This is a genomic window from Streptomyces sp. NPDC006365, assembly GCF_042870755.1.
GTDB lineage: Bacteria > Actinomycetota > Actinomycetes > Streptomycetales > Streptomycetaceae > Streptomyces > Streptomyces xiangluensis.
The window spans coordinates 208,756-234,124 of the sequence record NZ_JBIAHS010000013.1 but is presented as its reverse complement, the minus strand read 5'-3'; the positions used below and the strand labels follow the sequence as shown (position 1 = coordinate 234,124).

The 25,369-nt window shown below is 70.6% G+C and carries 22 protein-coding genes; 14 read left to right on the top strand and 8 right to left on the bottom strand.

Going from position 1 to position 25,369, the window contains the following annotated elements; all coding sequences use genetic code 11:
• Positions 1-77 precede the first annotated feature (77 nt).
• Positions 78-938, top strand: a complete 861-nt coding sequence (locus ACFYO0_RS31015) for an aldo/keto reductase (RefSeq protein WP_388682650.1) — start codon at positions 78-80, stop codon at positions 936-938.
• Positions 939-1,023: 85 nt separating this feature from the next.
• Complete coding sequence (locus ACFYO0_RS31010) at positions 1,024-1,221, top strand: hypothetical protein (RefSeq protein ID WP_388682648.1); 198 nt, start codon at positions 1,024-1,026, stop codon at positions 1,219-1,221.
• A 172-nt stretch (positions 1,222-1,393) separates the two neighbouring features.
• Here ACFYO0_RS31010 and ACFYO0_RS31005 read toward each other — a convergent pair whose 3' ends face one another.
• Positions 1,394-1,822: a GntR family transcriptional regulator gene (locus tag ACFYO0_RS31005; RefSeq protein WP_388682646.1), complete on the bottom strand. Its 429-nt coding sequence runs from the start codon at positions 1,820-1,822 to the stop codon at positions 1,394-1,396.
• Between the two features lie 563 nt (positions 1,823-2,385).
• Between ACFYO0_RS31005 and ACFYO0_RS31000 the strand changes: the two genes are divergently transcribed.
• Positions 2,386-3,162 (top strand): peptidyl-tRNA hydrolase, encoded by a 777-nt coding sequence (locus tag ACFYO0_RS31000; protein WP_388682644.1) that lies wholly within the window; start codon positions 2,386-2,388, stop codon positions 3,160-3,162.
• A gap of 44 nt (positions 3,163-3,206) precedes the next feature.
• On the opposite strand, the gene ACFYO0_RS30995 is transcribed toward ACFYO0_RS31000, so the two are convergent.
• A complete protein-coding gene (locus ACFYO0_RS30995; RefSeq protein ID WP_388682642.1) occupies positions 3,207-4,172 on the bottom strand; it encodes a PQQ-dependent sugar dehydrogenase in 966 nt (321 codons plus the stop codon).
• Between the two features lie 290 nt (positions 4,173-4,462).
• Positions 4,463-6,859: a PQQ-binding-like beta-propeller repeat protein gene (locus tag ACFYO0_RS30990; RefSeq protein ID WP_388682640.1), complete on the bottom strand. Its 2,397-nt coding sequence runs from the start codon at positions 6,857-6,859 to the stop codon at positions 4,463-4,465.
• Positions 6,860-7,264: 405 nt separating this feature from the next.
• Between ACFYO0_RS30990 and ACFYO0_RS30985 the strand changes: the two genes are divergently transcribed.
• The 4 genes from ACFYO0_RS30985 to ACFYO0_RS30970 all read left to right on the top strand — a co-directional run bounded on the left by ACFYO0_RS30985 (position 7,265) and on the right by ACFYO0_RS30970 (position 12,503).
• Complete coding sequence (locus tag ACFYO0_RS30985; protein ID WP_388682637.1) at positions 7,265-8,410, top strand: GNAT family N-acetyltransferase; 1,146 nt, start codon at positions 7,265-7,267, stop codon at positions 8,408-8,410.
• Positions 8,411-8,578: 168 nt separating this feature from the next.
• Positions 8,579-9,808: a DegT/DnrJ/EryC1/StrS family aminotransferase gene (locus tag ACFYO0_RS30980; RefSeq protein WP_388682635.1), complete on the top strand. Its 1,230-nt coding sequence runs from the start codon at positions 8,579-8,581 to the stop codon at positions 9,806-9,808.
• 179 nt (positions 9,809-9,987) lie between these two features.
• Positions 9,988-11,097 (top strand): class I SAM-dependent methyltransferase, encoded by a 1,110-nt coding sequence (locus ACFYO0_RS30975; RefSeq protein ID WP_388682632.1) that lies wholly within the window; start codon positions 9,988-9,990, stop codon positions 11,095-11,097.
• A gap of 95 nt (positions 11,098-11,192) precedes the next feature.
• A complete protein-coding gene (locus tag ACFYO0_RS30970) occupies positions 11,193-12,503 on the top strand; it encodes a DUF692 domain-containing protein (protein ID WP_388682630.1) in 1,311 nt (436 codons plus the stop codon).
• Positions 12,504-12,512: 9 nt separating this feature from the next.
• Here the strand turns inward: ACFYO0_RS30970 and hemQ are convergent, their stop codons facing one another.
• Positions 12,513-13,244 carry a hydrogen peroxide-dependent heme synthase gene (hemQ, locus tag ACFYO0_RS30965; protein ID WP_388682629.1) on the bottom strand — a complete coding sequence of 244 codons (732 nt, stop codon included), beginning with the start codon at positions 13,242-13,244 and terminating at the stop codon, positions 12,513-12,515.
• 4 nt (positions 13,245-13,248) lie between these two features.
• Positions 13,249-14,730 carry a protoporphyrinogen oxidase gene (hemG, locus tag ACFYO0_RS30960; protein WP_388682626.1) on the bottom strand — a complete coding sequence of 494 codons (1,482 nt, stop codon included), beginning with the start codon at positions 14,728-14,730 and terminating at the stop codon, positions 13,249-13,251.
• 181 nt (positions 14,731-14,911) lie between these two features.
• On the opposite strand from hemG, the gene ACFYO0_RS30955 reads away from it, so the two are divergent.
• A complete protein-coding gene (locus tag ACFYO0_RS30955) occupies positions 14,912-15,931 on the top strand; it encodes a DUF4349 domain-containing protein (RefSeq protein WP_388682625.1) in 1,020 nt (339 codons plus the stop codon).
• Between the two features lie 27 nt (positions 15,932-15,958).
• Positions 15,959-17,347: an FAD-dependent oxidoreductase gene (locus ACFYO0_RS30950; RefSeq protein WP_388682623.1), complete on the top strand. Its 1,389-nt coding sequence runs from the start codon at positions 15,959-15,961 to the stop codon at positions 17,345-17,347.
• A 309-nt stretch (positions 17,348-17,656) separates the two neighbouring features.
• Here the strand turns inward: ACFYO0_RS30950 and ACFYO0_RS30945 are convergent, their stop codons facing one another.
• Positions 17,657-17,989, bottom strand: a complete 333-nt coding sequence (locus ACFYO0_RS30945) for a hypothetical protein (RefSeq protein ID WP_388682621.1) — start codon at positions 17,987-17,989, stop codon at positions 17,657-17,659.
• Between the two features lie 113 nt (positions 17,990-18,102).
• On the opposite strand from ACFYO0_RS30945, the gene ACFYO0_RS30940 reads away from it, so the two are divergent.
• A complete protein-coding gene (locus ACFYO0_RS30940; protein WP_388682619.1) occupies positions 18,103-18,924 on the top strand; it encodes a rhomboid family intramembrane serine protease in 822 nt (273 codons plus the stop codon).
• A 7-nt stretch (positions 18,925-18,931) separates the two neighbouring features.
• Here the strand turns inward: ACFYO0_RS30940 and hemE are convergent, their stop codons facing one another.
• Entirely contained in the window at positions 18,932-19,996 is a 1,065-nt protein-coding gene (gene hemE, locus ACFYO0_RS30935; RefSeq protein WP_388682617.1) for a uroporphyrinogen decarboxylase, read from the bottom strand.
• A gap of 279 nt (positions 19,997-20,275) precedes the next feature.
• Here hemE and ACFYO0_RS30930 point away from each other — a divergent pair, with 279 nt between their 5' ends.
• Both ACFYO0_RS30930 and ACFYO0_RS30925 read left to right on the top strand, forming a co-directional pair.
• On the top strand, positions 20,276-20,962 hold the full coding sequence (locus ACFYO0_RS30930; RefSeq protein ID WP_388682614.1) for a DUF3000 domain-containing protein: 687 nt from the start codon (positions 20,276-20,278) through the stop codon (positions 20,960-20,962).
• A 327-nt stretch (positions 20,963-21,289) separates the two neighbouring features.
• On the top strand, positions 21,290-21,955 hold the full coding sequence (locus tag ACFYO0_RS30925; protein ID WP_344388965.1) for a response regulator transcription factor: 666 nt from the start codon (positions 21,290-21,292) through the stop codon (positions 21,953-21,955).
• A gap of 92 nt (positions 21,956-22,047) precedes the next feature.
• Here the strand turns inward: ACFYO0_RS30925 and ACFYO0_RS30920 are convergent, their stop codons facing one another.
• Entirely contained in the window at positions 22,048-23,067 is a 1,020-nt protein-coding gene (locus tag ACFYO0_RS30920; protein WP_388682610.1) for an aldo/keto reductase, read from the bottom strand.
• Positions 23,068-23,193: 126 nt separating this feature from the next.
• On the opposite strand from ACFYO0_RS30920, the gene ACFYO0_RS30915 reads away from it, so the two are divergent.
• A complete protein-coding gene (locus ACFYO0_RS30915; protein ID WP_388682609.1) occupies positions 23,194-23,865 on the top strand; it encodes a TetR/AcrR family transcriptional regulator in 672 nt (223 codons plus the stop codon).
• Positions 23,862-25,163, top strand: coding sequence for an HRDC domain-containing protein (locus ACFYO0_RS30910; RefSeq protein ID WP_388682606.1), 1,302 nt, complete (start codon positions 23,862-23,864; stop codon positions 25,161-25,163). Before ACFYO0_RS30915 ends, ACFYO0_RS30910 begins: the two co-directional genes overlap by 4 nt.
• The last annotated feature ends 206 nt before the right edge of the window (positions 25,164-25,369 follow it).

Sequence of the window (25,369 nt, the reverse complement as noted above, 5' to 3'; positions counted from 1 at the left end):
CGGATTCTCGTGTTGGACGGCAAAGACGTCGACGTGGAGGCTGGGGCGTGCCGAATGAATCCCCAGGAGGAACCTCCATGCAGACACGCACCATCGGCGAGGTCCAGGTCGGCGCGATCGGTCTGGGCGGCATGCCGATGTCCATCGAGGGGCGCCCCGACGAGCGGCGTTCGGTCGCGACGATCCACGCCGCGCTGGAGGTGGGCGTGACCCTGATCGACACCGCGGACGCCTACCACCTGCACGCCCACGAGGTCGGCCACAACGAGTCCCTGATCGCCCGTGCGGTGGCCGAGTACGGCGGCGACACCTCCGAGGTGCTGATCGCGACGAAGGGCGGTCACCTGCGGCCGGGCGACGGCTCATGGACGCTGAACGGCTCGCCGGAGTACTTGAAGAAGGCATGCGACGCGTCGCTCAAGCGGCTCGGCGTCGAGGCCATCGGGCTCTACCAGTTCCACCGGCCGGACCCGAGGGTCCCCTACGCGGAGTCGGTCGGGGCGATCCGCGATCTGCTGGACGCGGGAAAGATCCGCTTCGCGGGCGTCTCGAACGCTGATCCCGATCAGATCCGGCAGGCAGGCGAGATCCTCGGCGGCCGGCTGGTGAGCGTGCAGAACCAGTTCTCGCCCAAATTCCGCTCCAGCGAGCGGGAGTTGGAGCTCTGTGCGGAACTGGGCATCGCGTTCCTGCCGTGGAGCCCGCTGGGCGGGATCGCACAGGCCGGTGAGCTGGGCTCGCGGTTCGCCGTGTTCGCGGACGTGGCGCAGGCGCACGGAGTGAGCCCGCAGCAGGCGTGCCTGGCGTGGATGCTCGCGAAGGCGCCGGTGGTGATCCCGATTCCGGGTTCCTCACGCCCCGAGACCATTCGCGACTCGGTCGCCGCGACGGAGCTGAAGCTGTCCACCGAGGAACTGGCCCGACTCGACGCGGCGTGACGAGCTGACGAGGAGCGCGGCGGAGGCGGACTCACCGGTGCGGGCATCCGTCGCCGCGGGTCCGGCCTCGGCCTACGCTGGAGCCATGAGCGACTACTGCGGCACCGGTGGCTCTGAGGCCGCCCGGGAAGCCCCGGAAGCTCCGGCGAGGGCCGAGGGCCCGCCATTCGCCGAGTGCGTGCTGTGCCAGAAGCCCACGGAGTACCCGGAGTCGTACAAGGGGATCACGCTGTGCCCCGTCTGCGAGTGGCAGGAGGGGCAGCGCAACGCCTGCTCCGGGTGACGGCGATCAGCCTCGGCGGGTGGTGAGCGCGCAAGCCACCGCAATGGCCGCCGCTGCCATCGCGCCGGCACCGATCAGGCGTGCGGCAAGCTCCCTGCGGCCACCTACCTACCGCACGCACCCTCGACTCTCGACCTCTGATTCTGACGCTGGTGTCAGGTAATCGCTGCAGCTATCGGGCTTCTGGGCGATTTCGTCGCGCAAGCTGCGACTCCACTGTCGCGAGTCGTGCCGAGAGTTCCCCGCAGAGACTCTCAAGTCGAGCTACTCGGTGAGCGAGTTCATCGGTTGGTTCCAGCCCAACCCTCTCCGTGCCAGGGTCCAGGATGAATGTCTCCAAGTACTCATCGTGAAGCTGCAGACACCCTTCGCGTCGAAGGTGCTGAATTCCTTGTCGCACCTCATCGCTGGTGGCGCCGTAGAGCTCTTGGAGCTCCGACTCCGAAGGAAGGACATCTCCGAACGTGTACTGCCGGCTTCTCAAGCCTTCCTTCACGTGCCGAACCAAAGCTTCCGCACTCGGTGTCGAATCGGCTCCGGCACGCCCTGGAAGCCGTACCGGCAGTAGGTCCGGCGGCCGTTCTGTCTTCACTTCCGGCATGTCTCATGGCCTCTCGTCAGTGGACGCAACAGTCCCACGCCGAAGCGTTTCCCCAACGCTGAGGGTGGCCGGCACCGTGATGTTCAGGCTCCGCGGATGGCCGAAGAGAGCTGACTCGAATCCGATGAGCCTGTCGCGCCTCCGGACCCCCCGCCGCGCCCCGGTCCGGAACCGCAGCGGGGCAGGCTGACACAGTTGCCGTACCGGCCGCGCGAACACTGAGCGCCCCCAACTGCGTGAGCTGGGCCCGTAGTTGGGGCCTCGTGCTGGTGCGCCCCGACCTGCGGGTTTGCACGATGCGAGCGCAGAACTACGGAGGGTTGCACCCTTGTGTGGCTACTGAGGTGCACAAACCGTGGGTCGACTTGCCGTTGGCGCCCTCGACACGGACCAGTGTGCAGGGGGCCAGTGCCAGGTCGACGCCGCGCAGCACCCCAGGGTCGCCGAGGCCGTGACGGCGGCCGATTCCCTCCAGAGAAACTCCCGTTCCATGCGGACCATCCCCGCCCATACGTTCGGCCGCGCGCAGAGGAACCGATCTTCCGCCTGGCAGACTGGAGGGCGTGAGCAGCGACCAGACGACCACCCCGGGCGGCCAGGCCGGCAGTGAGGACACCCCCTTCCGCCATGAGTCGACCGCCCGCGACCAAGTGCCCCAGTTCGTACTGCCGTTGGTCGTCCGTATCGAGCGGACCGAGCCCCCGGCGCGTACAGACGCACTCGAAACCGCTGCCCGCGCCGTCCTGGTGATGCTCAGCGACGAGCGGTCGCTCGGGGACGGCGAATGGGCGCAGGCCATGCGGGACTGGGAGGACGCCCGGATCCGCAAGGTGGTGCGGCGGGCGCGCGGCGCCGAGTGGCGGCGGGCCGAGGCGTTGCCGGGTATCACGGTCATGGGCAGGTCTGCCGAGGTACGCGTCTTCCCGCCGGTCCCCCTCGACGGCTGGCCCAAGGACCTGGCCCGCCTCCAGGTCTCCGGCACGGATCTCGACGACCCGGAAGCACCGGGGGACCCCGACGCGACGGCCCCCGTGCTCTGGATGAGCCCCGATGTCGACATGTCTGCCGGAAAGGCGATGGCCCAGGCCGGTCACGGCGCCCAACTCGCCTGGTGGGAACTCCCCGACGAGGCCCGCAAAGCCTGGCGCGACGCCGGCTTCCCCCTCTCGGTCCGCACTTCGCCTCCCGCCCTGTGGGCCCAACTCACCACGAGCGGACTCCCGTTGGTACGCGACGCGGGTTTCACGGAGATCGCGCCCGGGCTGACGGTCGCAGTCGAGGGGTACGACCGGGCCGGCGCCCTGCCGGAAGGCGTGCGTCGACCGGCCGCCTGGCGCTGAGCAAAGGGCTTGCTGCGAGCTGCCGCTCGCAGCAAGCCTTCCTTCTAGCCCAGGGTGACCCGCAGGATGCGGTCCGCGCCGTCCGGCTGGCCTCCGGGGGCGTCGGCGTTGGTGGTCGTCAGCCACAGCTGCTCGCTGCCGGGCACCTTGAGCACCGTACGGAGCCGGCCGTAGGTACCGACGTAGTACGCCGTCGCCGTGCCCACGTTCTCCGTGTCGCCCTCGATGGGGATGCGCCAGAGGCGCTGGCCGCGTTGTGCGGCCATGTAGACGACGTTGTCGGCGATGGTGATGGCGCTGGGCGAGGCCTCGCCCGTGGTCCAGGTCTTCTTCGGGTTGGTCATCCCGGCGACCGAGCAGGTGCCCTCGCAGGTGGGCCAGCCGTAGTTGGCGCCGGGCTTGATCAGGTTGAGTTCGTCGAAGCGGGTGCTGCCGAACTCGGCCGACCACAGCCGCCCGTTGCGGTCGAAGGCGAGCCCCTGCGGGTTGCGGTGGCCGAGGCTGTAGACGTGGTTGCCGAAGGGGTTGCCGGGGGCCGGGTCCCCGGAGGTGGTCAGGCGCAGGATCTTGCCGTTGAGGGAGTTCGGGTCCTGGGCCAGCGCGGTGTTCTGGGCGTCGCCGGTCGTGGCGTACAGATAGCCGTCGGGGCCGAAGGCGAGCCGTCCGCCGTTGTGGTAGCGGGCCTTGCCGATGCCACGGAGGATCACCGTGTAGCCGCTGAGCGAGGTGCCGTCGTACGTCATACGGGCGATGCGGTTGCCCTCGGCGGCGGTGTGCATGAAGTACACGTGGTGGTTGGTGGCCCAGTCGGGGTCGACGGCGACACCCATGAGTCCGCCCTCGCCGTCAGTGGTCTGGCTCTCGGGAACGGTCCCGACCTGGGTCTTCGCGCCGTCGGGGGCGACCGTCCAGACCCGGAAGTCGTCGCGCTCGGTGACCAGGGCGCCTGAGCCGTCGGGCAGCCAGTCGACGCCCCAGGGGATGGTCAGCCCGGTGGTGAGGGGGGTCACGGATGTCGGTACGCCATCAACTTCCGTCGCGGCGGTGGAAGTTGCGGTATCGGCGGCCTGGGCAGGTACGAGTCCGGTGAGGCTCGCGAGTAACAACCCGGTCAAGGACAGAGCCGTGCCCGTGTTCAGCGCTCTACGGGTTCTGCGGGTTCTGCGCTTGTCGGTCGGTCGCATCGAGTCTCCAAGAGTGGGGGGCCGTCTCAGAATCGCGACCTGACGAGACACGGTCAATCGCTTGTACGAAATCGCTTGCCACGGGGAACCACGCGCCGCCAACCTCCCCGCGGTGCTCAGCGGTTGACCGCGAACACCGTGCCACTGTCGTTGCCCACATAGACCGTGCCGCCGGTCGCCGCGGGTGAGGAGCGGATGTCCGCGCCGGTGCGATACCTCCACCGCTGCTTGCCCGTGGCCTTTTGTACGGCATAGAGGTTGCCGCTCTTGCTGCCCACGTACACGACGTCGCCGAGGACGGTCGGCGAGGAGTAGACGATGCTGCCGATGGTGAACTTCCACCTCTGCTTCCCGGTGAGGGCGTCGACCGCGTACAGGTTGCCGTCGTCGCTCCCCACGTAGACGACTCCGTCGGATACCGCAGGCGAGGAGCCCACGCCGCCCCGTGTGGCGAAGGTCCACAGGTGTTCGCCGGTATCGCAGTTGACGGCGTAGAGGTTGCCGTCGTAGCTGCCCGCGTAGACGACGCGATCGGCGATCGCCGGTGAGGACTTGACGTCGCCGTCCGTGTCGAAGGCCCAGGCGCGTTCTCCGGTCGCCGCGTCGATGCCGTACAGCCGGGAGTCCTCGCTGCCGACGAAGATCTTGCCCCAAGCGACCACCGGGGAGGAACGGATCCGGCCCTCGGCGGCGAAGGCCCACTTCCGGTCGCCGGAACGGGCGTCCACGGCGTACAGCCGGCCGTCGTCGCTGCCCGCGTAGACCACTCCCCCGGCGACCACAGGTGAGGAGTTGACCTCTCCACCAGCGCTGAACTGCCAGCGCTGGTCGCCGGTCTTCACGTCGACGGCATAGAGGTGGTAGTCCGCGCTGCCGAAGTAGGCGAGGCCCCCGGCCACGGCGGGACAGGTGTAGACGCCGTTGCCGGTGCTGAACGCCCAGCGTCGCTTGCCGGTTTCGGCGTCCAGTGCGTACATGCTCCCGTCCTTGCTGCCGGCGAACACCAGCCCGCCCGCGGCGAGAAGGGCGGGCGCCACCGGGCCGCCGGTGCTGTACGTCCATCTCCGGTCCCCCGGGGCCGGGGCGGTCCCCGGGTCGTTCAAGGGGTCGTTGCTCGCGCTCTCATCGGGGTCGTCCTGGTCGCCGCGCCCCAGCCAGTAGGTGCCCGCGCCGACGGCGGCGACTGTGCCCGCTCCGGCGAGCGCGATCAGCACGCGGCGACGGGTGGGCGTATCGGGATCACGGTCTCCCCCGCCCCCCGGAAGCGGTCCGCCGGTCGGAAGCGGTCCGCTGCCCGACGGCCCGGGTGGTGACGGCTGCGGTCGCAATCGCGCGTCCGTCCAGGTGGGCGAACCGCTCGGGGGTACGGGGCCGGGGGCGCCCGGACCGGAGTACCGCGGGCCCTCGGGCGAGGCGACGGTCGGTGTCCGGAGCGCCTCGGGTGCCCCCGCGGTTTGCCCGGACGGCTCCTGCGGCAGGCGGGGATCCACCGCGACCCCGGCTCCCCCGGCCCCGGCTGTCGCGGGCCGCGGGCCCGTCGGTGACACCTCGTTGCCGATGCCGGCCTCCTCGGCCCGCCGCACCGAGGCGGCCACCGGCGCGGGCAGCCAGGCCCCGCCGTGCAGGGCGAGGGTGACTGTGTCCTTTCCGTACTGGCCGTACTGGCCGTACTGGCCGTACTGGCCGTACGCCGCCGTGGGCGACGGAAGGATGCGGTGGGCGAACTCCGTGAGCAGTTCCGCGACCGTGGGCCGGCGTGCCGGATCCTTCTCCAGGCAGTGGGCGAGGAGCGGGCGCAGCCCTTCCGGTACCGCGGACAGGTCGGGCTCGTCATGGACCACGCCGAAGCCGATCCCGGCCGCAGGGCCGGAGCTGAAGGGCGCCTCGCCACAAGCGGCGAAAACAAGCACGCTCCCGAGGGCGAACACATCGGCGGGCGGACCGGCGCGCCCACCCGTCAGCTGTTCGGGCGACATGAACGCGGGCGTGCCGACGACGACTCCGCTGCGGGTCAGCGAACTCGAACCGGCACTGATCGCGATCCCGAAGTCGATCACCTTGGGCCCGTCGGGAGCCAGCAGCACATTGGAGGGCTTGAGATCCCGGTGTACGAGTCCCGCCGCATGGATGGCCTGGAGCGCCTCGCTCAGACCGGCGCCCAGCGCGAGCACCGAGGATTCGGGCAGCGGACCGTGCCGCGCGATGGTGGCGTCGAGCGAGATACCCGCGACATGGACGGTGGCGAGCCACGGCGGGTCTCCATACGGATCCGCGTCGAGGACCGCGGCCGTGAACGCCCCGCTGACAGCGCGGGCGGCAGCCGCCTCCCGGGCGAACCGCTGCCGGAACTCGGGGTCGTCGGTGAGTTCGGGCCGGATCGTCTTGACGGCGACCGCGCGCCCGCCCGGTGACCGCCCCAGGTAGACGCGCCCCATCCCGCCGGCTCCGAGGCGGCCCATGATGTGGTACGGCCCCACCTGCCGCGGGTCGCTGCTTTCCAACGGCTGTGCCATGGGCCCCCCTGACCCCGCCGGAGGGTCTCGCCCCCGGATGTCTGTCCCGTCCATGATGTCCGGCAGGCGCAGAATACGCACCTCACTGTGCGCTCGGACGCGGGCGGACTACGCGGGGGTTGGGAACTGCTGCCGGTGTACTGAGCGGGTTCCACAGCACGCGGCACCACCCCTGCTGCTGAAGAGCCGAAGGGGCCTGGAGTTACGGTAAGTCGCCGTGAGTTGCCGGGAGTTGCGGTGGATGTCCCTGAACAGACCTTGTCACCCGATCTATAGCATTTCATTGCAACGGACACCCTTGACATCCTGCGGGCTGTTTCGCCACGTTTGAGCTCTGCCGAGTAGCAGAAAACGGCAGGACGGACGCGGAGAACGCGTGTTGGGGGAAACGGGGGGCGGTCGCCCATGCGATCGATCAGCAGTGATGGCGACATCACAGACATCAGCATCCACAGAGCCGAGCATCTCGACGCCTCGCTCAGCCGGGCCTGGCACAAGGCGATGGACGAGTCGCCCGACTACGCCAACCCCTTCCTGGCACCGGAGTTCGCGGCCGGGATCGGCGGTTGCCGCGGTGGGGCGCGGGTGGCGGTCCTGCACGAGAGAGGCGAACCCGTCGGCTTCTTCCCGTACGAACGCAACTCCCTCGGCGTCGGCCGGGCCATAGGTCTCGGACTCTCAGACTGCCAGGCCCTCGTGCACCGCCCCGGGATCACCTGGGACACCGAGCAACTGCTGCGCGCCTGCGGGCTGTCCGTCTTCGAGTTCGACCATCTCGTCGCGGAGCAGAAGCCGTTCGGCAGGCACGTCACGGGCACGTTCCCCTCACCGGTGCTCGACTTGAAGCCCGGCGACGGCGACTACGCCCAGTGGCTGCGGGCCACGTACCCGGGGATCGCCAAGACGACGCTGAAGAAGGAACGCCGCCTGGGGCGCGACCTGGGCGAGATGCGGTTCGTCTTCGACGAGCGCGACCCGCGGGTGCTGCGCACGCTGATGCGGTGGAAGTCCGCGCAGTACCGCAGGACGGGACGGATGGACCGGTTCGCGCGGCCGTGGATCGTGGACCTGGTGGACCATCTGTTCCAGGTGCGCGAGGAGCACTTCACCGGTGTGCTGTCCGTGGTGTACGCGGGCGACCGCCCGGTGGCCGCCCACTTCGGGCCGAGATCGCGCACGGTGTTCGCGGCCTGGTTCACCGCGTACGACCCCGAGTTCCGCTACTACTCGCCCGGCCTGATCATGCACCTGCGGATGGCCGAGGCGGCGGCCCGGGACGGCGTACGGCTGATGGACATGGGCCGCGGTGACAAGGAGTACAAGGACTGGCTCAAGACCCGCGAGCTGCGCGTCGCCGAGGGTTTCGCGACCCGCTCCCACCCGGTGGCGACCGCGCACCGGCTGTGGCGCAGACCGGTGCGCGGCCTGCGGAACACGGTCCTGGCCCATCCCACCCTGCGCGAACCGGCCGACCGGCTGCTGAAGACGGTCGGCACCTTGCGTACGTCGGGCCGGACGGGCTCCGGCAGCGCCGTCCCCCGCCCACGCTGAGCAGGCTTCTCCCCGCCCCCGGCCGTCCGAGGGCGGGGCGGGGCGGACTGATCGACGCGCACGCGAGAGCACTCGCCCTGCGAAAAGGCACCCTTGCACGCCCCCGTACGCCCCAGCGCACGACCCCTCGACGGCCCTTTGACGGCCCTTCGACAAGAAGAGGTGACCATGCCGTACGGATCGCGGCTCGCCGCGACGATGACACGGCGGCTCGGACGCGAATGCGTCTACACGCCCTCGGCACGGCTGGCGCTGTATCTGGCACTACGACGCTGGTGCCGGCCCGGCGCACGCGTGCTGATGTCACCGGTGAACGACGACGTGATCCTCTTCGTGGTCCTCGCGGCCGGGCTGCGCCCGGTGCAGGCCCCGGTGTCCATGTGGGACGGCAATATCGACCCCGCCGCCGTACCCGAGTCGACCTGGCGGAACGTGGACGCCGTTCTGACCACGAACCTGTACGGCTTGCCGGACCGCGTCGTCGAACTGCGGCGCCGCTGCGAGGAGTTGGGGATCCCCCTGCTCGAGGACGCGGCACACGCGATCGGCACGCATGTGGACGGGCAGCCGATCGGGACGTTCGGGAAGGCGGCGGCATTCAGCCTGTCCAAGCATGTGGCGGCGATGGCCGGCGGGTTCCTCGCCGTCGAGGACGCGCGCACCCGGCGGGAGATGGAGCTGCTGCGCGACGATCTGCTCGAACCGGCCCGCCTGCGCACCGACCTGGCCGCGGCACTGCGTCCGCTGGCGCGTTCCGCCGTACGCAGCCTCCATCTGGTGCGTCCCGCGTGGCGCACCATGCAGCGCCTCGGTCTGCTGGAACGCGACGACTTCCGCATGCCCCTGCACGCGCCACGGCTGGCCCGCAGCGCTCGCGAGGCGCCCAGCCTGAAGGCATACGAGCCATGGGTACGCGTAGACCTTCACGACTTCCGCTCCCGCCACGGAGCGCTGGTCCGCGGCCAGTTGAAGCTCCGCATGGCGGGCCTCGACGCGAACCTCGCCCACCGCAGGGTCGGCACCTCCCTGCTCTCGGGCACCGTCTGGGCCTCCCCGGCGCTGCGCGACCGAGCCACCCAGGAGGGCCTTCCTCCCGTCTTCCGGGTTCCGCTCCTGGTCCACGACCGCGACGCCCTCGTGGAACGCCTGGTGAACCACGGCGTGGTCGCCGGATACATCTACGATCCCCCGCTCGACGACTACGCGGGCTCGGAGTTCACCGAACCGTCCCCCGCCCCGTCGGCGGCCCGCTGGTTCGCCTCACACGTACTCCCGGCCGACCCGCTCCTGGCCCGCAGGATCACCGCCGCCCTGACCAGGGAGCAGGCGACGACCGCGTACCCGCCCCTCCTGGCGCCATTGCCGGGCCCGACGCCACGGACGCCCTTGGGACAGTGAGCGGCACCCCGGCCTCGGCTCGGCGTCGCCGAGATCCGGAACCTCGAAGCCGACCCCAGCGTCAGCGTCTTCAAAATGGAAGACACACCGTGATCGCGCCATGACGCCTTGTAGCTCCGCGTGGGACTGTGAACTGTCGGCGGTCCGCCGGCGGACCGCCGACACAGGAGGTCACGACCATGAGCGACGACACATCCGAGCAGACCCCGAACGCCGAACGGCTGGCCGAGGAGATCCTCACGGGCCTGCGCTCGGCCCTCGAGATCTTCACCGTCGAGGTCGGCGTACGCCGAGGCCTCTACGAGGCGCTGGCCGCGCACGGCCCCATGACGCCCCGCGAACTGTCCAGGACGGCGGGCATCCATGCGCGGTACGCCCGCGAGTGGCTGGAGCAGCAGGCGGTCGCCGGGATCCTGACCGTGCCCGGGCCGGCCACCTCCGCTCCCGACGACGGCTACGACCGGCGTTTCTCCCTGCCCGCCGAACACCGTCGCGTACTGCTGGACCGCGACGACCCGTGCTACATGGCGGCCGGTCCGCAGTTCATCGCCTCGATCGCCGAGACCCTGCCCGAGGTGCTGGAGGCCTTCGCCACGGGCGGGGGCGTGCCGTACGAGCGCTACGGCCGGGGCACCCGTGAAGGCATCGCGGGCCTGAACCGTCCCATGTTCCAACCGGAGACGCTCCGCTCCTGGGCCGCAGCCCTGCCGGACGTCCACCGCCGGCTCACCGACGGCTCCGGCGCCCGGGTGCTCGACCTGGGCTGCGGCCTCGGCTGGTCGACGATCGCCCTGGCCCGCGCCTTCCCGACAGCCCGGCTGATCGGCATCGACCTGGACCCCGCCTCCGTCGAACAGGCCCGGCGCAACGCCGACGAAGCCGGGCTCGGTGATCGGATCGCCTTCGTGCACACCGACGCGGCCGGGGCGGGCCTCGACGGCGCCGTGGACCTGGTCACCGTGTTCGAGGCGCTGCACGACATGGCGGACCCGGTCGGAGCGCTGACCTCGGTGCGCCGGCTGCTGACTCCGTCAGGCGCCGTGCTCATCGCGGACGAGAAGGTGAGCGAGGACTTCACCGCTCCGGGGCCGGACGTGGACCGCCTCAACTACGCCTTCAGCGTGCTGCACTGCCTCCCTGCCACCCGCGCGGAGGGCGCGAAGGTGGAGGCGGGCACCGTCCTGCGCCCCGCAACGGTACGCGCGTACGCCCGTGAGGCGGGATACAACTCGGCGGAGGTACTGCCCGTCGCCCACGACCTGTGGCGCTTCTACCGCCTTTCGCCTTGATCCACCCCGCCGCCCCTACCCGGCGAACCTCAAATGTTGCTCTGAACGTCCCTGCCGCTGGGTTCGCCCTCGCGTTCTGGGGCCATGACCCCGTCATGCATCGACTGGGTACGGGAATCGGATGGCGGCCAGAAATCGCCGAGGCCGTCGAGCGCATGTCCGGCATCGACTGGGTCGAGGCCGTCGCGGAGAACGTGTGCCCGGGACACATCCCGGAGTCACTGCGGCGCCTGCGCGACCGCGGCGTCACGGTCATACCGCACGGCGTCTCACTCGGCCTCGGCGGCGCCGAACGGCCCGACGAGGACCGCCTCACCGCCCTGGCCGAGCGCGCCGAGGCGCTCGCCGCACCGCTCGTCACGGAGCACATCGCGTTCGTTCGCGCGGGCGGCCTCCTCACCGCCTCGCCACGACTGGAGGCCGGGCACCTGCTGCCCGTGCCGCGTACCAGGGACGCGCTCGACGTCCTGTGCGAGAACATCCGCATCGCGCAGGCCGCCCTGCCCGTGCCGCTCGCCGTCGAGAACATCGCGGCGCTCTTCTCCTGGCCGGGTGAGGAGATGACCGAGGGGCAGTTCCTGTACGAACTGGTCGACCGTACCGGCGTACGTCTCCTCATCGACGTGGCCAACCTCCACACCAACCACGTCAACCGGGGCGAGGACCCCGCCAAGGCCCTCGACGAACTGCCGGTCGAGGCCATCGCGTACGTCCACGTCGCCGGCGGCTTCGAACGCGACGGCGTCTGGCACGACAGCCACGCCCACGCCGTACCCTCGGCGGTCCTCGACATCCTCGCGGACCTGGCGTCCCGGGTGCGCCCACCGGGCGTACTCCTGGAGCGGGACGAGAACTTCCCCGAACCGGCCGAGCTGGAGCGGGAGTTGGCGGCGATCAGGGAAACGGTGGAGAAGGCGAAGGCTCCGAACGCAAACGGCAAGCCTTCAGGCGTACGGGACGGGGGCGCCCCGCAGGACACCACAGGCACCGAAGCTCCCCGTCAGTGCCTCGCCGTCGCCCAGGCCGCCCTGCTCTCCGCGCTCGTCGCCGGAACCCCCGCACCCGAGGGCTTCGACCGGACGCGGCTGGCCGTGCAGGCGCGGGCGCTCGCCTCGAAGCGGGCAGACGTCGTCGCCAAGGTCGCTCCGGAACTGCCGGAGATCCTGGCGGGGGCGTACCGGACGGAGTTCCTGGCCTACGCGCAGGGCCACCCGATGACGGATGGCTACCGGCACGACGCGCTGGCCTTCGCCGAGCACCTGCTTCTGCACGGCCGCCTCGAAGACGCCGACGTACAGCGGGAGTTGAGCGACTGGTGGCTGGAGCGCTCGGGCCCCGCCCCGCTGTCGCGACGCCCGGCGGCCCGGCTGGCGCGGGCCACGCGACGGGTTCTGCTGAGGCGTTGAGGCGGCTGCTCAGGCCAGGCCCGCGACCAACTCGCCGATGTCCTTACGGCGCCCGGTGTAGAACGGGACTTCCTCGCGGACGTGCATCCTGGCCTCGGAGGCGCGCAGGTGGCGCATGAGGTCGACGATGCGGTACAGCTCGTCGGCCTCGAAGGCGAGGATCCACTCGTAGTCGCCCAGCGAGAACGAGGCGACCGTGTTGGCGCGCACGTCCGGGTAGCCGCGGGCCATCTTGCCGTGGTCGGCGAGCATGCGGCGGCGGTCCTCGTCGGGCAGCAGGTACCAGTCGTAGGAGCGCACGAACGGGTAGACGCTGATGTAGTTGCGCGGCGTCTCGTCGGCGAGGAACGCGGGGATGTGCGAGCGGTTGAACTCCGCGGGGCGGTGCAGCGCCATGTTCGACCAGACCGGCTCCAGGGCGCGGCCGAGCTTCGTGCGACGGAAGAGGTTGTACGCCTCCTGGAGCTGGTCGGAGGTCTCCGCGTGCCACCAGATCATGAGGTCGGCGTCGGCGCGCAGCCCGGACACGTCGTACGTGCCGCGGATCGTGACGTCCTTGGCGGCGAGCTGGTCGAAGAGCTCCTGGACCTCGTCCGCGTAGCCGGCGCGGTCCTCGGGGAGGACGTCTCGCAGCTTGAAGACGGACCACAGGGTGTAGCGGATGACCTCGTTCAGGTCCTTGGCCAGCTTGCCCTTGTTCGGGATCTTGGCGGGGTCGGTGATGGGGGCGTCGTCACTCATGGGGTTATTCTCCCGCTCCGCCGTGCAGACTCTGCACCGGGTTCTTGATCAGCTCGTCCAGTCCGCCGCGGTCGCCCTTCAGCTGGTCCACGGCGGCGTACGCGCTCGCGATACACGCCGGGATCCCGACTCCGTCGTACGCCGCTCCGCACACGGCGAGGCCCGGCAGCTTGCCGACGTGCTCCCGGATGCGGGCCACGCGCGCGTGGTGCCCGACGGGGTACTGGGGCAGGCCGTCGGTCCAGCGCGTGACGCCGGCCGCTATGGGCGTGGCGTCGAGGCCGGTGGCTTCGCGCAGGTCGTGGCGCGAGACGTCGACGAGCTCGCCGTCCTCGCGTCCGAGGATCTCGGTCTCGCCGAACCGCCCCACGGACGTCCGCAGGACCATCACATCCGGGTTCTCCTCGTCGATCCACCCCCACTTCTGGGAGGCGAACGTCGATGCCTTGATGGTCCGCCCGTCAACGGGCGGCACCAGAAAACCGCTCCCTTCAGGGAGGCGGATGTCACCGCGCCGGTAGGCGAGCGTGATGAGCGCCATGGAGGCGTAGTCGACACCGGCGAGCTCAGCCGCGGCAGCGGGCGCTTCGTCGCGCAGCAACGCGGCGGCCGCCACGGCGGGAACCGCGACGACAACGCCGTCGGCGTGCAGCACGCGCCCTGCGGCGACGACGCGCCAGGCCAGTCCACCAGATCGCCCAGCCGCCTCCCCCGCGGACCTGCGCAGCTCTGTCACCTGCGCCCCGGTGACGATCTCGCCGCCGCGCGCCCGCACCGACTCGGCCACCGCGAGCGGCAGTTGGCCGATGCCGCCCTCGATGCCCATGAAGACGGGGCCGGTCTGCTGCGCGGCAGCCGCCCGGGACTGGATGCCGCGGACCGCCTCCGTCAACGACGTGTGCGTACGAGCCGCCTCGAAGAGCTGGGGGACGGCCGAGCGCATGGAGATGCGGTAGGCGTCGCCCGCGTAGACGCCGCCCAGGAGTGGCTCGATCAGGCGGTCCACCACCTCACGGCCGAGGCGGGCCGCCACATACTCCCCCACTGCCACGTCTTCGCCGATCTCCGTGCGCGGCAGGTCGGCGTCGCGCTCGATGCGCTGCACGCCCTCCGCGGAGAGCAGTCCGGCGAGGGCCGACGCGGTGCCGGGCACACCCATGACGTGACCCTTGGGCATGGGTCGCAGCGCCCCCCGCGTCCAGATCGACGCGCTTGCCGTCGCGGGCGGCCGCAGCCGGGCGTCGAGGCCCACCTCGCGCGCGAGCGCCACCGCCTCGGGGCGCCGGGCCAGCATCGACTCGGCCCCGAAGTCGACCCGCGCACCCGCGATCTCGCCGGGGAGCAGCTTGCCGCCGAGCCGGTCCGAGGCTTCCAGGACGGTCACGCGCGCGCCGCTGTCCAGCAGCCGGTGGGCGGCGGCCAGACCGGCGATGCCGCCCCCGATGACGACGACGTGACCGGGTCCCGTACGAGTGTCTGCGTGCATGTCTCCACTGTCCCACTCCCCACTGACATCCCTTCGGCCCCCTTTCGGCCCTCCTTCGGCCCGCGGTGTCCATGACGAGTCCGGACCGTGACCTGTTCGGGACCGGATGCTTCCAACGTCCCGCCCCGCTCCGGCGTCGAAGGAGCGTCAGTCATCACGAGACTCTCGGGGGTACGCAGACATGCAGACGCGTGGCACCACGCCCAGGCACGAAACATCCAGGCTCCGATCCGTACGATCCCCACGGCCCGTCCGCACTCTCGCGACCCTCGCGGCACTACTGTTGGCCGCCGCCCTCGCGCTCACTGGGTGCACCGGCGCGAACGACGCCGGCTCGACCTCGGACAGCGGCGGTAAGCCCGCCGCCCGCGCCGACGCGGGCGCGGCCGGCCTCCAGCAGGAGGACAGCAGTGACAAGGACCAGAAAGCCACCGCGCCACCGAAGATGAGCGCCACCCACATCATCCGTACCGCTTCCCTGACCGTGCAGGTCAAGGACGTACCCAAGGCTCTCGCCGAGGCCCGTACCGCCGTCGAGAACGCGGGCGGCATCGTCGGCAACGAGACCACCGACCGCGACCGCAAGGGTCGTGAGCACTCGCGGGTTGTCCTGCGGGTGCCCACGGACCGGTACGAGGAGGTGCTCGCGGACCTGGAGGGCTCGGGCAGGCTGATCAACCGGACGGCGAAGGCGCAGGACGTCACGGACCAGGTCGTCGACGTGGAGAGCCGCATCAAGACGCAGCGCGCCAGCGTGATCCGGATCCGCGAGCTGATGGACCAGGCGACCAAGCTCAGCGATGTGGTCACGCTGGAAGGCGAGTTGAGCACCCGGCAGGCCGATCTGGAGTCCCTGCTGGCCCAGCAGGCGTCCCTGAAGGACCGTACGAGCCTTGCCACGATCACCCTGTCGCTGTCCGAGACGCCGGTGAAGGCGGCGGAGGACGAGGACCCGGGGCTGGCGGACGCGCTCTCGGGTGGCTGGAACGCGTTCGTCGCCACGTTCCGCTGGATCGCGATGGCGCTCGCCGCAGTACTTCCCTTCGTGGTGGGCGCGGCGCTGCTCCTACTGCTGTGGGTGCGTTTCCTGCGGCACCGGCTGCCGCGCCACCCGGCCACGGCGGACGCGGGAACGGGTACAGCGGGCATGCCCCTGCCGGCCGCCCGGCCGGCACCGGGAGAGGAGGGCCGGCAGGACTGAAATGCCGCACCCCCGTAGCGTGTTCGTATGAGCATGAGCCGTACGAGAGAACGCCTGGTGGTCGTCGGAGGGGACGCGGCCGGCATGGCCGCCGCGTCCCAGGCGCGCCGTATGAAGGGTCCCGACGAACTGGAGATCATCGCGTTCGAGCGCGGCCACTTCAGCTCGTACTCCGCATGCGGCATCCCGTACTGGGTGGGCGGCGACGTCGCGGACCGGGACCAGTTGATCGCGCGCAGCCCCGAGGAGCACCGGGAGCGCGGGATCGACCTGCGGATGCGTACGGAGGTGACGGCGCTGGATGTCGCGGACAGCCGGGTCCGCGCCCGTGACCTGGAGTCCGGGGCCGAGGCGTGGACGTCGTACGACAAGCTCGTGATCGCGACGGGCGCCCGGCCGATCCGTCCGCCGCTGCCCGGCATCGACGCCCCGGGGGTGCACGGCGTGCAGACCCTCGACGACGGCCAGGCCCTGATCGACACACTGGCCCGTACGTCCGGCCGGCGCGCGGTGGTGGTCGGCGCCGGCTACATCGGCGTGGAGATGGCCGAGGCTCTGGTGAACCGCGGGTACGAGGTGACGGTGGTCAACCGCGGCAAGGAGCCGATGTCCACGCTCGACCCCGACATGGGCCGGCTGGTGCACCAGGCCATGGAGGGCCTGGGCATCACGATGGTGAACGACGCCGAGGTCACCAAGATCCTCACCGGCGAGGACGGCCGGGTCCGCGCGGTCGCCACGGAGGACGCCGAGTACCCGGCGGACGTGGTGGTGCTCGGCATCGGCGTACGCCCGGAGACGACGCTCGCGCAGGCGGCGGGGCTGCCACTGGGCGACCACGAGGGGCTGCTGACCGACCAGGCCATGCGCGTACGCGGCTACGAGAACATCTGGGCCGGCGGCGACTGCGTGGAGGTCCTCGACCTGGTCTCCGGCCGCGAACGGCACATCGCCCTGGGCACGCACGCCAACAAACACGGCCAGGTGATCGGCGCGAACGCCGGCGGCGGCTACGCCACGTTCCCCGGCGTCGTGGGCACGGCGGTGAGCAAGGTCTGCGACCTGGAGATCGCCCGCACCGGCCTCCGCGAAAAGGACGCACGCAGGGCAGGGCTCCAGTACGAGAAGGTCATCATCGAGTCCACCAGCCGCTCCGGGTACTACCCGGGCGCCGCCCCGATGACGGTGAAGATGCTCGCCGAACGACGCACCGGCCGCCTGCTGGGCGTCCAGATCGTAGGCCGCGAGGGCGCGGGCAAACGAGTGGACATCGCGGCGGTGGCCCTGACGGCAGGCATGACGGTAGAGCAGGTGACAGCTCTGGACCTGGGCTACGCGCCCCCGTTCTCCCCGGTCTGGGACCCGGTACAGGTGGCGGCGCGCAAGGCGGTGGGAGCGATATTCGGCAGACGGTGACTGCCTGACTTGGGATCGGTGCGGGCGCGCCCCGTAGGGGCGCGGGGCTGTGACACATGCGGCTCCGCCGCGTGGGCGCGACCAGCCACAACGAGCCTGCGGCCGACAAACGACCCCTGCAGCTTGCCCAATGCGGACCCACACCTGAAAACGCAAACGAAACCCAAGCGCCCCCCTGCTCAACCGGCGGAGCGTACGCGTGGCCCTCCGCGCCGGCCACGCGCACGCGCTCACGGCCCAGGGCGCCGAAGACGCCTGGGGGACGTCGGGCCCCCGGTTGCCCTGAGGGCCCGGGGCCCTGACGACGTCTCAGGCACCCTGAGCCGCTCCAGGAGTGGTTCCGTTGATCTTCTCTATGGCCTGCCGAGCCTGCTCGCCGGGAGACCGCGGCAACGACGAGACCGGCGACACCTGCGGCGGCTGCGGCGCCGCCTGGGGCCGCGCGTGCGAACCGGGCTGACGGCTGCGCAGCCGGTGGCTGGCCGCCTCGTCGAGGGTCACGGGACGCTGCATGCTCGCGGCAAGCCGACCCGCTTCCTGGCCGAGCGCGGCCACGTCCTCCCACGACAGTCTGACCACGAGGGCTACTTCCGCCTCGCCGTCCGGCGTGGCGGTCATGGTCGGAGTGACTCGGTCGTTCATTGACCTGTTCCTCACGTGTTGCTGGGATCACGGCGGTTGCCGAAACATACGCAGACGCCCGCGCTCCCGTTCACACCCGTTCAGAGCGGCCCGGTCGCGGGCAGAAGTACCTTGTGGTCATCCCCGTCCATGATGTGAACCCGGCACGCCGCACACCGTTCGTGACGTACGCGCTGATCGGCGCCAACGTCCTTGTCTTCCTGGCCACCCCGGGCGTGGCCGCCTCGCTGGTCGGCGAGAGCAGTCTCACGCAGCTGTGCCAGCTCCAGGCGTTCCTGGACGAGTGGGCAGCGGTGCCGCGCGAGATGCTCCAGGACCGGACGCCGACCGTCGTGCCCACCGGCGATGTGGCCGTGGGCCCACAGGGTCCCGGCTGCGTGGTGGGTCCGCCCGACTACGACAAGTCGCCCCCGCTGTCGGTGCTCACCGCGATGTTCCTGCACGGCAGTTGGCTGCACCTGCTCGGCAACATGCTCTTCCTGCTGATTTTCGGCAACAACATCGAGGACCGCCTCGGCCACGTGCGCTACCTGCTGTTCTACGTGGTCTGCGGCTACGCGGCGGCGTATGCCTTCGCCCTCGTCAACGCCACCTCCGGCGACCCGCTGATCGGCGCGTCCGGTGCGATCGCCGGTGTCCTGGGCGCGTATCTGGTTCTGTATCCGAAGGCCCGTGTCTGGGTCCTCGTACCGTTCCTGATCTTCCTGCCGCTGCGACTGCCCGCCTGGCTCGTACTGGGCTTCTGGTTCGGCCTCCAGGCGGTGTACTCGTCCGGCGCCGGCGTCTCCGAGGCCGGCACCGTCGCATACCTGGCCCATGTGGCCGGCTTCGTGGCAGGCATGCTCCTCGCCTGGCCCCTGCGCCCGGGCACCCCGCCACCACCGGAGCCGCGCGGCCTTCTGTGGGGCAGGCAGGCCCGGCCGCGGCAGACCTGAGACCTCGCTAGCGGGCGGTGCGTGTGTGGACGTACTCGACGAGCCGGGTCAGCGCGTCCGGTTCCGTGCTCGGCAGGACGCCATGGCCGAGGTTGAAGATGTGGCCCTCCAGGCCCGCGGCGGCGTCGAGGATCTCCTGCGTCTTGGTCTCGACGGCCTCCGTGGTGGAGAAGAGGACCGCCGGGTCGAGGTTGCCCTGCAGCGCCTTGCCCGGGCCGACGCGGCGCGCGGCCTCGTCGAGCGGGACGCGCCAGTCGACGCCGACCACGTCCGCGCCCGCCTCGCCCATCAAGCCCAGCAGTTCACCGGTGCCGACCCCGAAGTGGATGCGCGGGACGCCGTACGACTTCACGGCCTCGAAGACCTTCGTGGAGGCGGGCATGACGGAGCGCCGGTAGTCGGCCGGCGCCAGCGCGCCGACCCACGAGTCGAAGAGCTGCACGGCCGAGGCGCCCGCCTCGATCTGCACCTTCAGGAAGGCGGCTGTGATCTCCGCGAGCCGGTCGAGCAGTTCGGCCCACAGCTGCGGGTTGCCGTACATGAGCGCCTTGGTGTGCTCGTGGTTGCGGGACGGACCGCCCTCCACGAGGTAGCTGGCGAGCGTGAACGGCGCGCCGGCGAAGCCGATGAGCGGGGTCTCGCCGAGTTCGGCGGTGAGCAGACCGATGGCCTCGGTGACGTACGCGACGTCCTCGGGCGTCAGGTCGCGCAGCTGCGCGAGATCCGCGCGGGAGCGGATCGGCTTCTCGACGACCGGGCCGACGCCCGGCTTGATGTCGAGGTCGACACCGATGGCCTTGAGGGGGACGACGATGTCGCTGAAGTAGATCGCCGCGTCCACGTTGTGCCTGCGCACCGGCTGCAGCGTGATCTCCGCGACCAGCTCGGGCCGCATACACGACTCGAGCATGGGGATGCCCTCACGCACCTTGCGGTACTCGGGCAGCGACCGCCCGGCCTGCCGCATGAACCACACCGGTGTATGCGGCACGCTCTCGCGCCTGCACGCCTTCATGAAGGCGGATTCGTACGTGGCTGTCGGCTGGCCCGTCGGGCGGTCGTTGGCACTCACGCCGAAAGTCTCGCACGCCGTACGGACACCAGGCCTCGCGGGGCAACGAGCGCCCCACAGGGGCGTGGGGCTGTATCAATTTTGCGGCTCCGCCGCGTGGGCGCGAGCAACCCACGACAACCGCAGCCGCCACACACCCGAACCACCTCCGACGAACCGCCCACGTCACAGCCAGGCAGGCCCACAAATACAACGAAACCGAACCGTTCCCCGCCCAACCGCCGGAGGCACGGGTGTCTGTCCCTGCACGAAGGCGTCGTTCCCCTTAATCTTCCCCGCATGGCTGCGGCTCAAGGACGACTGTCGGACGGCACTGGCGGAATGGACGACGCAAAGGAAGCCAGGGACGACAAGGAAGCAGTACAGAAGGGGGCGGACGCGACTCCGCTGCCCTTCCGCACGGCCGTCGACGCGCTCGGCACGGCACGGCTGCGGCCGGAGATCGAGATCGACCCGACCAAGCCGCCGCAGCGGCTCGCCCCGTTCGCGTACGCGCTGGAGGCCGCGGTCGTCGACGGCGACGAGGATCTGGCGGACGGCCGGCTCATCCTCCTGCACGACCCCGCCGGGCATGAGGCCTGGCAGGGATCGTTCCGCCTGGTCACGCTCGTACGCGCGGAACTGGAACCGGAGATCGCCGCCGACCCGCTGTTCCCCGACGTCTGCTGGTCCTGGCTGACCGGCGCCCTCCAGGCACGCGGCCTGTCGTACGGCGAACCCAGCGGCACCGTCACCCGGGCGAGCTCCCACTACTTCGGCGGGCTCTCGGAACGTCGCCCCGCCTCCCAGATCGAGATCCGCGCCTCCTGGACCCCCCGCGAGGGCCTGGGCGGCGTCCCGGACACGGCCTCCCATCTCGCCGCCTGGTGCGACCTGCTGAGCCAGATCGCCGGCCTGCCCCCGGCGGCTCCGGGTGACCCATCGGTCGTGACGCTCCCTCAGCGGCGCGGCCCCCAGGCCCGCTGAGCCCAACCCCGCTCCGCCTGATCACCCCTGATCGCCTCTTCTGATCAACCCTTCGGGTTTACCGCCCGGCCCCTCACCCACAAGCAGCAATCTCTTTGTCGATACGACCACTTTCAGCCGCGCAACGAAGCGGAGTGGACTCGTTCGGTCTTCGGGTGATCGACCATCCGTCCGAATTGCACGGATTGTTACTCACCAAATCGTGATCATTCTCTAAAGGCAGACGCGTTTGGTGCCGAAGACCTCTGTGACCTTGAAAGCACGGTTCCCCCCGGTTCCCTCCCCAGAGCCGGCCCCGTCCCACACCCCCCACCCCCAGGAGGCCTGGTGTCCGTTCTCCTCGAGCAGCCCGCAAGCCTGGTCGCCTACCGCCCGAACAAGCCCACCGCGATGGTGGTCGTGGCCGACCAGCGCGTGCGCTCCACCGTCACCCGCCACCTGTGGGCCCTCGGAGTACGCGATGTGATCGAGGCCTCGTCCGTCGCGGAGGCTCGTCCCCGCATCGGCAACCCCCGTGACATCTGCGTCGCGGAAGTCCATCTGCCGGATGGCTCCGGCCTCACCCTCCTCTCCGAAACCCGAGCCGCGGGCTGGCCCAACGGCCTCGCCCTCTCCGCCGCCGACGACATCGGCGCCGTACGCAACGCCCTGGCGGGTGGCGTGAAGGGATACGTCGTCACCGGCACGCGTACGAACATCGGCCTGCCCACCCGCCCCGGCGTCGCCCCCATCGGCTCGGCCGCCGCCGCCCGTATGCACCGCCGCCCCCCGGGTACCCCGAGCCACCCGGGCGGCTACCGCGAACTGTCCGGCCGCGAGGTCGAGGTGCTCCGGCTAGTGGCGGAGGGCCAGTCGAACAAGGCCATCGGCGTCTCGATGGGTCTTTCCGCCCTGACCGTCAAGAGCCACCTCGCCCGTATCGCCCGCAAGCTCGGCACGGGCGACCGCGCCGGCATGGTGGCGGTGGCCCTGCGCACCGGCATCATCCACTGACCTGACTGCTGTACACATCCCAGACGCCCGTCGACGGAACGTTCCGTCGACGGGCGTTGTGCATCTCCCCGACGACATCGCCCCTTGGGCGATCAGCGGCGTCGCAGTGACGGGTCGAGCAGCGCGGGCGGAGTGTCGTACTTCTCGTCCGGGGCCAGGTCGGTGCCGGGGGCGACGATGGTGTCGATCGCGTCGAGTACGTCGGCGGAGAGCACGGTGTCTGCGGCGGCGAGCTGTGCGTGCAGGTGGTCGAGCGTGCGGGGGCCGATGAGCGCGCTGGTCACGGCCGGGTGCGCGGTCGCGAAACCGAGTGCGAGCTGGATCATGGTCAGACCGGCCTCGTCGGCGACCTTCGCCAGCTGCTCGACCGCGTCGAGCCTGGCCCGGTTGGCGGGGATGCCGGTGTCGAAGCGGCCGGGCATGAACGTCGAGCGGCTGGTGGTGATGTCCCGGCCCGCGCGGATCGCGCCCGACAGCCAGCCCGAGGCCAGCGGGCTCCACACCAGCACACCGAGCCCGTACTCCTCGGTCACGGGCAGTACATGGGTCTCGATGCCGCGCTGGAGGATCGAGTAGCTGGGCTGTTCGGTGACGTAACGGCTCAGGTGATGCTCGCGGGCGGCCCACTGCGCCTGCACGATGCGGTAGGCGGGGAAGGTCGAGGAACCGAAGTAGCGGATCTTTCCCGCGCGCTGCAGGTCGGTCAGGGCCGACAGGGTCTCCTCGTCGGTGGTGCTCGGGTCCCAGCGGTGGATCTGGAAGAGATCGACGTGGTCGACGCCGAGGCGGCGCAGGCTGTTGTCCAGCGCGGTGACCAGCCAGCGGCGCGAGCTGCCCCGGTGGTTGCGCTCGTCGCCCATCGGCATGGTCGCCTTCGTGGCCAGCACGATGTCGTCGCGGCGGCCGGCGATGGCCTTGCCGACCATCTCCTCGGACTCGCCGTCGCTGTACATGTCGGCGGTGTCGATGAGGTTGATCCCGCCTTCGAGTGCGGCGTCGACGAGGGCGGTGGCCTCCTCCTGGGTAGTGCGGCCGATCTTGCCGAAGTTCATCGCGCCGAGCGCGAGGGAGCTGACCTGCACACCGGTGCGGCCCAAGGTTCGGTACTGCATGACCGTGTTCCTCCATGGCTCTGGCATCATGAGTAAACGGAACGGCGTTCCGGAATGACGGGAACGATACGGAACACTGTTCCGTTTTACAAGCTCGGCATGCACGGCAGTGGAGGGAGCGGCGCGGTGAACGACAGCGACGAGGGCTCGGGGCACAAGGCGGCCCCGCCCAGGCGGAAGGACGCCCGGCGCAACAAGGAGGCCCTGCTCGACGCGGCCGCCTCCGTCTTCGTCACGTCGGGCGTTGAGGCGCCCGTACGCGACATCGCAGCCGAAGCCGGCGTCGGTCTTGGCACGATCTACCGCCACTTCCCGACGCGGGCAGATCTCATCATCGCCGTCTACCGGCACCAGGTCGACGCCTGCGCCGAGGCCGGTCCGGCCCTGCTCGCGACCAGCGCGACTCCGCACGCCGCACTGGGCCAGTGGATCAACCAGTTCGTCGACTTCCTGGTCACCAAGCACGGACTCGCCGCCGTGCTGCAGTCCGACAACGCCGGCTTCGAGGCACTGCACGCCTACTTCCTCGACCGCCTCGTGCCCGTCTGCACCGGGCTGCTCGAAGCAGCGGCCGAAGCCGGCGAGATGCGCTCCGACCTGGAGGCCTACGAGCTCATGCGCGGCGTCGGCAACCTCTGCATCGGCGCGGACAGCGACCCCGACTACGACGCACGCCGGCTGGTCGAGCTCCTCATCGCGGGACTGCGCCACACGGAGACCGATTCTGGCCGGTCAGAGCCCGCGCCGACCGACAGTGCGGGTCAGGCGCGGGGCCGGGCAGATACGCTTGACATGTGACCGACGCCCAAGAGACCGCAGCAGACACATCACTGCGAACCACCGGAGGCGCCCCTCCGGACGACGGCGGATCCTCCGAAGCAGAGGTGCCGATTCCGTTGCTGGAGCCCCGGGACGGTATTCCGCCTGTGATCGCCGATGAGGCGTCGCTCGCCGAGGTGATCGCCGCGTTCGCCGCGGGCAGCGGTCCCGTGGCCGTTGACGCCGAGCGTGCTTCCGGTTACCGGTACGGCCAGCGAGCGTATCTCGTGCAGTTGCGCCGGGAGGGTGCGGGCAGCGCGCTCATCGACCCCGTCGCGTGTCCCGATCTGTCGGGTCTCGGCGAGGCGCTGGCCGGTGTGGAGTGGGTACTGCACGCTGCCACGCAGGATCTGCCGTGTCTCCGCGAAATAGGCATGATCCCCAGCCGCCTCTTCGACACCGAGCTGGCCGGACGGCTCGCCGGGTTCCCGCGCGTCGGCCTCGGCGCGATGGTCGAGGGCGTCCTGGGTTTCGTACTCGAGAAGGGGCACTCCGCGGTCGACTGGTCGACGCGTCCGCTGCCCGAGCCGTGGCTGCGTTACGCCGCGCTCGACGTGGAGCTGCTCGTGGACCTCAGGGACGCGCTGGAGAAGGAGCTCGACCGGCAGGGCAAGCTGGAGTGGGCCCGGCAGGAGTTCGACGCGATCGCCTCGGCGCCCGCGCCCGAGCCGCGCAAGGATCCGTGGCGGCGTACGTCCGGAATGCACAAGGTGCGCCGGCGGCGGCAGATGGCGGTCGTAAGGGAGTTGTGGCAGGCCAGGGACAAGGTCGCGCGGCGCCGTGACATCTCGCCGGGCAAGGTGCTCGGCGATGCGGCGATCGTCGAGGCCGCCCTCGCCCTGCCGACCAATGTGCAGGCTCTCGCCGCACTGAACGGCTTCGGGCACCGCATGGGCCGGCGTCAGCTGGAGCAGTGGCAGTCGGCCGTGGACCGCGCGAAGGCGCTGCCGGACCATGAACTGCCGCAGCCAGGGCAGCCGGTGACCGGGCCTCCGCCGCCGCGCGCCTGGGCCGAGAAGGACCCGGTGGCCGCGGCCCGGCTGGTCGCCGCGCGGGCGGCGGTGTCGGCGCTGGCGGAGACCCTGACCATGCCTCAGGAGAACCTGATCACCCCGGACACGGTGCGCCGCGTGTGCTGGGAGCCGCCTGCCGAAGTGAACGCCGAGTCCGTCGCGGCCGCGCTCGCCGGGTACGGAGCGCGGCCGTGGCAGGTCGAGCAGGTGACCCCGGTCCTGCTGCCGGCGCTCAATTCGTCGCACCCCGAGTCGAGCGAGTGAAGCCGTTGTGGATTTGACTTGCTCTTCCTTCTGAGGGAGGAAGATTCTGGCCTGCTCGCTCGGTGCTGTGCCGCCACGCGGCTGGGCATCGGGCGGGCTTCCTTGGCTTCCTGCTTCGTCGCACTGCGCCAAAACGGGTTCTGGTCCTACCGGGCCGCCTTGCAGGCGAGCGTGCCTGTGAGCATGGTCCGGCAGTACATCAAGCA

What these genes read in the sequence shown, in the direction of transcription:
- ACFYO0_RS31015 (WP_388682650.1), top strand. Translation starts at nt 78, where the DNA reads ATGCAGACACGCACCATCGGCGAGGTCCAGGTCGGCGCGATCGGTCTG.
- ACFYO0_RS31010 (WP_388682648.1), top strand. Translation starts at nt 1,024, where the DNA reads ATGAGCGACTACTGCGGCACCGGTGGCTCTGAGGCCGCCCGGGAAGCC.
- ACFYO0_RS31005 (WP_388682646.1), bottom strand. Translation starts at nt 1,822, where the DNA reads ATGCCGGAAGTGAAGACAGAACGGCCGCCGGACCTACTGCCGGTACGG.
- ACFYO0_RS30990 (WP_388682640.1), bottom strand. Translation starts at nt 6,859, where the DNA reads ATGGCACAGCCGTTGGAAAGCAGCGACCCGCGGCAGGTGGGGCCGTAC.
- ACFYO0_RS30985 (WP_388682637.1), top strand. Translation starts at nt 7,265, where the DNA reads ATGCGATCGATCAGCAGTGATGGCGACATCACAGACATCAGCATCCAC.
- ACFYO0_RS30980 (WP_388682635.1), top strand. Translation starts at nt 8,579, where the DNA reads ATGCCGTACGGATCGCGGCTCGCCGCGACGATGACACGGCGGCTCGGA.
- ACFYO0_RS30975 (WP_388682632.1), top strand. Translation starts at nt 9,988, where the DNA reads ATGAGCGACGACACATCCGAGCAGACCCCGAACGCCGAACGGCTGGCC.
- ACFYO0_RS30970 (WP_388682630.1), top strand. Translation starts at nt 11,193, where the DNA reads ATGCATCGACTGGGTACGGGAATCGGATGGCGGCCAGAAATCGCCGAG.
- hemQ (WP_388682629.1), bottom strand. Translation starts at nt 13,244, where the DNA reads ATGAGTGACGACGCCCCCATCACCGACCCCGCCAAGATCCCGAACAAG.
- hemG (WP_388682626.1), bottom strand. Translation starts at nt 14,730, where the DNA reads ATGCACGCAGACACTCGTACGGGACCCGGTCACGTCGTCGTCATCGGG.
- ACFYO0_RS30955 (WP_388682625.1), top strand. Translation starts at nt 14,912, where the DNA reads ATGCAGACGCGTGGCACCACGCCCAGGCACGAAACATCCAGGCTCCGA.
- ACFYO0_RS30950 (WP_388682623.1), top strand. Translation starts at nt 15,959, where the DNA reads ATGAGCATGAGCCGTACGAGAGAACGCCTGGTGGTCGTCGGAGGGGAC.
- ACFYO0_RS30945 (WP_388682621.1), bottom strand. Translation starts at nt 17,989, where the DNA reads ATGAACGACCGAGTCACTCCGACCATGACCGCCACGCCGGACGGCGAG.
- ACFYO0_RS30930 (WP_388682614.1), top strand. Translation starts at nt 20,276, where the DNA reads ATGGCTGCGGCTCAAGGACGACTGTCGGACGGCACTGGCGGAATGGAC.
- ACFYO0_RS30920 (WP_388682610.1), bottom strand. Translation starts at nt 23,067, where the DNA reads ATGCAGTACCGAACCTTGGGCCGCACCGGTGTGCAGGTCAGCTCCCTC.